Below are 7,769 nucleotides of genomic sequence, written 5' to 3' on the forward strand. Positions count from 1 at the left end.
ATGCGTCGCATCGAGCGGCGCAGCGCCCGCATCAAAACATGACAGGACGGGGAGCACGACATGGCGACGACTTCAAACGGGACCGCGGTTTCCATCAGCAATACGCCGCAGGCAACGAACGACGTATTTACGTCGGCACAGACGGGGCTCACCGACAATACGCTCACCACCGTCTACCTGAACGTGATGGCGAACGATCTCGGCGGCGCGGCCAAGACGCTCTATTCGCTCGACTCCGGCACCGAAACGACCGTCGCGCTCGAACAGACGGCGTTGCTGACGCAGGATACGGGCCGGGCGGAATCGGTGAGCACGGATTTCAGCGCGCACGGCGCGCACATCTGGATCACGTCGGACGGCAAGGTCGGGTATGACGCGAGCCATCTCGACGCGTCGTGGTTGTCGAACAGCTTCAATACGCTCGGCTACGCGCAGGACAGCTTCACGTACGCGATCCGGCTGGGTAACGGTACGCTGAGCTGGGCGACGGCCTATGTCGACATTGCGCCGCCCGCTCCTGTCGTCGCGCTGGCGCACGACACGGGGATGTCGGCCGCCGACAACCTCACGTCGGACGGTACGCTGTCGGTCGGCGCGGTGGCGCACGGCGCGACCGTTCAGTACAGCACCGACAACGGCGCGCACTGGAACACGAGCTTCTGCGCCGTCGAAGGAACGAATACCGTGCTGGTGCGGCAGATCGACGTGACCGGCAATGCGTCGGCCGTGTCTTCGTGCTCGTTCACGCTGGATACGACTGCCGGGACGGCGCCCGGGGTGGCGTTGGCGGTCGATTCGGGCAGTAGCGCGACCGATCACATCACGAATGTCGGTGCGCTGAATGTCACCGGGGTCCAGACGGGCGCCACCGTGCAGTACAGCGTCGATAACGGGGCGCATTGGAGTACGAGTTTTAGCGCAGTCGAAGGGTTGAACAACGTGCAGGTTCGGCAGGTCGATGTCGCGGGCAATACGTCGGCGTCTACGTCGTTCAGTTTCACGCTCGATACGTCGGCTGGTGCGCCGGGTGTTGCGCTCACGAGTGATTCCGGCAGCAACGCCGCCGACCACATCACCAACGTCGGCACGCTGAACCTCTCCGGCATCGAAACCGGCGCCACCGTTCAGTACAGTATCGATAACGGTGCGCATTGGAACACGAGCTTCAGCGCCGTCGAAGGACTGAACAATGTGCAGGTTCGGCAGATCGATGTCGCGGGCAATACGTCTGCCCCGACCTCGTTCAGTTTCACGCTGGATACGTCGGCTGCTGCGCCAGGTGTTGCGCTCGCGAGTGATTCCGGCAGCAGCGCCACCGACCACATCACCAACGTCGGTACACTGAACCTCTCGGGCATCGAGGCCGGCGCCACAGTGCAATACAGCGTCGATAACGGTGCCCATTGGAACACGAGCTTCAGCGCCGTCGAAGGACTGAACAATGTGCAAGTTCGGCAGATCGATGTCGCGGGCAATACGTCGGCGGCTACGTCGTTCAGTTTCACGCTCGATACGTCGGCTGGTGCGCCGGGTGTTGCGTTGACTACCGACTCGGGTAGCAATGCCGCGGACCATGTTACCAATGTCGGTACGTTGAATCTCTCGGGCATCGAGACGGGTGCCACCGTACAGTACAGCGTCGATAACGGTGCGCATTGGAACACGAGCTTCAGTGCCGTCGAAGGGTTGAACAATGTGCAGGTTCGGCAGGTCGATGTCGCGGGCAATACGTCGGCCCCGACCTCGTTCAGTTTCACGCTGGATACGTCGGCTGCTGCGCCAGGTGTTGCGCTCGCGAGTGATTCCGGCAGCAGCGCCACCGACCACATCACCAACGTCGGTACACTGAACCTCTCGGGCATCGAGGCCGGCGCCACAGTGCAATACAGCGTCGATAACGGTGCCCATTGGAACACGAGCTTCAGCGCCGTCGAAGGACTGAACAATGTGCAAGTTCGGCAGATCGATGTCGCGGGCAATACGTCGGCGGCCACGTCGTTCAGCTTCACGCTCGATACCTCGGCTGGTGCGCCCGGTGTCGCGCTCACGAGTGATTCCGGCAGCAATGCCACCGACCACATCACCAACGTCGGTACACTGAACCTCTCGGGCATCGAGGCCGGCGCCACAGCGCAATACAGCGTCGATAACGGGGCGCATTGGAGTACGAGCTTCAGTGCCGTCGAAGGATTGAACAACGTTCAGGTTCGGCAGATCGACGTGGCCGGCAACACATCGTCAGCTACATCGCTCAGCTTCACGCTCGATACGTCGGCCGCGTCGCCGAGTGTTACGTTGACCACCGACTCCGGCAACAGCGCCACCGACCACATCACCAACGTCGGTACGTTGAATCTCACAGGCATCGAAACCGGCGCCACCGTTCAGTACAGCGTCGACAACGGCGCACATTGGAACACGAGCTTCAGCGCCGTCGAAGGGCTGAACAATGTGCAGGTTCGGCAGATCGATGTCGCGGGCAATACGTCTGCCCCGACCTCGTTCAGTTTCACGCTGGATACGTCGGCTGCTGCGCCCGGTGTCGCACTCACGAGCGACTCGGGTAGCAGCGCCACTGATCACGTCACCAATGTCGGCACGCTGAACGTCACTGGCATCGAAACCGGCGCCACCGTTCAGTACAGCGTCGACAACGGGGCGCATTGGAGTACCAGCTTCAGCGCCGTCGAAGGGCTGAACAACGTGCAAGTTCGACAGATCGATGTCGCGGGCAACACGTCCACCCCGACCTCGTTCAGCTTTACGCTCGATACGTCGGCTGCCTCGCCCGGTGTCGCACTCACGAGCGACTCGGGTAGCAGCGCCACCGATCACATCACCAATGTCGGCACGCTGAACGTCACTGGCATCGAAACCGGCGCAACCGTTCAGTACAGTATCGATAACGGTGCGCATTGGAGTACGAGTTTCGGTGCCCTCGAAGGCGTGAACAATGTGCAGGTTCGGCAGATCGATGTCGCGGGCAACACGTCGGCTCCCACATCGCTCAGCTTCACGCTCGATACCTCGGCTGCCGCGCCCGGTGTCGCACTGACCACCGACTCTGGTAGCAGCGCCACCGATCACATCACCAATGTCGGCACGTTGAATCTCACCGGTGTCGAAACCGGCGCGACTGTCGAATACTCGACCGATGGTGGCCATACCTGGAACACCAGTTTCAATGCCGTTGAAGGCGTGAACGACGTGCAGGTTCGGCAAACCGATGTCGCGGGCAACACGTCAGCTGCCACATCGCTCAGCTTCACGCTCGATACCTCGGCCGCTGCGCCCGGTGTCGTGCTCGCGAATGATTCCGGTAGTAGCGCCACGGACCACATCACCAACGTCGGTACACTGAACCTCTCGGGCATCGAGGCCGGCGCCACAGTGCAATACAGCGTCGATAACGGTGCCCATTGGAACACGAGCTTCAGCGCCGTCGAAGGCGTGAACAATGTGCAGGTTCGGCAGATCGACGTCGCGGGAAACACGTCGTCGGCCACGTCGCTCAGCTTCACGCTCGATACCTCGGCTGCCGCGCCCGGTGTCGCACTGACCACCGACTCCGGTAGCAGCGCCACCGACCACGTCACCAACGTCGGCACGTTGAATCTCACCGCTGTCGAAACCGGCGCCACGATCGAATACTCAATCGATGGCGGTCATACCTGGAACACCAGTTTCAATGCCGTCGAAGGCTTAAACGACGTGCAGGTCCGGCAGACCGATGTCGCAGGCAACACGTCCGCCCCAACCTCGTTCAGCTTCATGCTCGATACGTCAGCCGCTGCGCCAGGTGTCACGCTGACCACTGACTCCGGTAGCAGCTCGACCGACCACATCACCAATGTCGGCACGCTGAATCTCACCGGTGTCGAAACGGGCGCCACGGTCGAATACTCGACCGATGGCGGCCATACCTGGAACACCAGTTTCAATGCCGTAGAAGGCGTGAACGATGTACAAATTCGGCAAACCGATGTCGCAGGCAATACATCGGATCCGACGGCGTTCAGCTTCACGCTCGATACCTCGGCCGCCGCGCCCGGTGTCGCGCTCACGAGCGATTCCGGTAGCAGCGCTACCGATCACATTACCAATGTCGGTACGTTGAATCTCACCGGTGTTGAAACGGGCGCCACCGTCGAATACTCGACGGATGGCGGTCATACCTGGAACGCCAGTTTCAACGCCGTCGAAGGCGTGAATGACGTACAGGTCCGTCAAACCGATATCGCAGGCAATACGTCGGATCCGACGGCGTTCAACTTCACGCTCGATACGTCGGCCGCCGCACCCGGTGTCGCACTGACCACTGACTCCGGTAGCAGCTCGACCGATCACATCACCAACGTCGGCACGCTGAATCTCACCGGTGTTGAAACCGGCGCCACCGTCGAATACTCGACCGATGGCGGTCATACATGGAGCACCAGTTTCAATGCCGTAGAAGGCGTGAACGATGTACAAATTCGGCAAACCGATGTCGCGGGCAATACGTCGGATCCGACGGCGTTCAGCTTCACGCTCGATACCTCGGCCGCCGCGCCGGGTGTCGCACTCACGACCGATTCCGGCAGTGGCTCGACCGATCACGTCACCAACGTCGGCACGTTGAATCTCACTGGTGTTGAAACCGGCGCCACCGTCGAATACTCGACCGATGGCGGTCATACCTGGAACACCAGTTTCAACGCCGTCGAAGGCGTGAATGACGTCCAGGTTCGGCAGACCGATATCGCTGGCAACACATCGGACCCGACCTCGTTCAGCTTCACACTCGATACCTCGGCCGCCGCGCCCGGTGTTGCATTGACGACCGATTCCGGCAGCAATGTCACCGATCACATCACCAACGTCGGTACCCTGAATCTCACCGGTGTCGAAACCGGCGCTACCGTCGAATACTCGACGGATGGTGGCCACACCTGGAACACCAACTTCAACGCCATCGAAGGCGTGAACGACGTACAGGTTCGTCAAACCGATATCGCTGGCAACACGTCGGATCCGACTTCGTTCAGCTTTACGCTGGATACCTCGGCCGCTGCACCGGGTGTCGCCCTGACAGCCGATTCCGGCAGTAGCTCGACCGATCACATCACCAACATCGGTACGTTGAATCTCACCGGTGTCGAAACAGGCGCCACCGTCGAATACTCGACCGATGGCGGTCATACCTGGAACACCAGTTTCAACGCCGTCGAAGGCGTGAATGACGTCCAGGTTCGGCAGACCGATATCGCTGGCAACACATCGGACCCGACCTCGTTCAGCTTCACACTCGATACCTCGGCCGCCGCGCCCGGTGTTGCATTGACGACCGATTCCGGCAGCAATGTCACCGATCACATCACCAATGTCGGCACCCTGAATCTCACCGGTGTCGAAACCGGCGCTACCGTCGAATACTCGACGGATGGTGGCCACACCTGGAATACTAGTTTCAACGCCATCGAAGGCGTGAACGACGTACAGGTTCGTCAAACCGATATCGCTGGCAACACATCGGACCCGACCTCGTTCAGCTTCACGCTCGATACCTCGGCCGCCGCGCCCGGTCTCGCACTGACCGCCGATTCCGGCACTAGCTCGACCGACCACATCACCAACGTCGGTACACTCAACGTGTCTGGTGTGGAGACTGGCGCAGTTGTCGAATACTCGATCGACGGCGGCCATACCTGGAACACCAGTTTCAGCGCTGTCGAAGGCGTGAACGACGTACAGGTCCGGCAGACCGATGTCGCAGGCAATACATCGGACCCGACCTCGTTCAGCTTTACGCTCGATACGTCGTCCGCCGCGCCCGGTGTCGCGCTCACGAGCGATTCCGGGAGCAGCGCTACCGATCACACCACCAATGTCGGCACGCTGAATCTTACCGGCATTGAAACGGGCGCCACCGTCGAATACTCAATCGATGGCGGTCATACCTGGAACACCAGTTTCAACGCCGTAGAAGGCGTGAATGACGTACAGGTCAGGCAGACCGATATCGCAGGCAATACGTCGGATCCGACGGCGTTCATCTTCACGCTTGATACGTCAGCCGCCGCGCCTGGCGTCGCGCTCAACGGCGATTCCGGTAGCAACTCGACCGACCACATCACGAACGTCGGTTCACTCAACGTGTCTGGTGTGGAGACTGGGGCAGTTGTCGAATACTCGATCGATGGCGGTCACACCTGGAACACCAGCTTCAACGCCGTCGAAGGCGTGAACGACGTGCAGATTCGGCAGACTGATGTCGCAGGCAACACGTCGGACCAGACGACGTTCAGCTTCACTCTCGATACATCAGCCACTGCGCCCGGTGTCGCGCTCACGAGCGATTCCGGTAGCAGCGCTACCGATCACACCACCAATGTCGGCGCGCTGAATCTCACCGGGGTCGAAACTGGCGCCACGGTCGAATATTCGACCGATGGCGGCCATACCTGGAACACCAGTTTCAGCGCTGTCGAAGGCGTGAACGACGTCCAGGTCCGGCAAACCGATGTCGCAGGCAATACATCGGACCCGACTTCGTTCAGCTTCACGCTCGATACGTCGGCCGGTGCGCCCGGTGTCGCCCTGACCGCCGATTCCGGCAGTAGCTCGACCGATCACATCACCAACGTCGGTACACTCAATGTTTCCGGTGTGGAAACCGGCGCAGTTGTCGAATACTCGATCGACGGCGGCCATACCTGGAACACCAGTTTCAATGCCGTCGAAGGCGTGAACGACGTGCAGGTTCGGCAAACCGATGTCGCGGGCAATACGTCAGACCCGACTTCATTCAGCTTCACGCTCGACACCTCGGCCGCCGCGCCCGGCGTTGCGCTGACCACCGATTCCGGCAGTGGCTCGACCGATCACATCACCAATGTCGGCACGCTGAATCTGACCGCTGTTGAAACGGGTGCCAGCGTCGAATACTCGATCGATGGCGGGCATACCTGGAGCACCAGTTTCAACGCCGTCGAAGGGGTGAATGACGTCCAGGTCCGGCAGACCGATGTCGCAGGCAACACGTCGGATCCGACGGCGTTCAGCTTCACACTTGATACCTCAGCCGCCGCGCCCGGCGTCGCATTGACCGCCGATTCCGGCACTAGCTCGACCGACCACATCACCAACGTCGGTACATTGAATCCTACGGGCGTTGAAACTGGCGCCACCGTCGAATACTCGATCGATGGCGGTCATACCTGGAGCACCAGTTTCAACGCCGTCGAAGGCGTAAACGACGTGCAGGTTCGGCAAACCGATGTCGCAGGCAACACGTCGGATCCGACGGCGTTCAGCTTCACACTCGACACCTCAGCCGCTGCACCGGGTGTCGCCCTGACCGCCGATTCCGGCAGTAGCTCGACCGATCACATCACCAACATCGGTACGTTGAATCTCACCGGTGTCGAAACCGGCGCTACCGTCGAATACTCGACCGACGGCGGACATACCTGGAACACCAGTTTCAACGCCGTCGAAGGCGTGAATGACGTCCAGGTCCGGCAGACCGATATCGCTGGCAACACATCGGACCCGACCTCGTTCAGCTTCACGCTCGATACCTCGGCCGCCGCGCCCGGCGTCGCGTTGACTACCGACTCCGGCAGCAATGCCGCCGACCACATCACCAACGTCGGTACACTTAGCCTGTCCGGTGTGGAGACTGGGGCAGTTGTCGAATACTCGATCGATGGCGGTCACACCTGGAACACCAGCTTCAACGCCGTCGAAGGCGTGAACGACGTGCAGATTCGGCAGACTGATGTCGC

At 60.7% G+C, this 7,769-nt stretch carries 1 protein-coding gene; it reads left to right on the plus strand.

Features of this window, described 5'->3' with window-relative positions; genetic code table 11:
• Positions 1–684: 684 nt before the first annotated feature.
• A partial coding sequence (locus ACVK00_RS32835) for an Ig-like domain-containing protein (protein WP_456826982.1) occupies positions 685–7,769 on the plus strand: 7,085 nt, incomplete at its 3' end.

This window comes from Burkholderia sp. PvR073 (assembly GCF_054055695.1).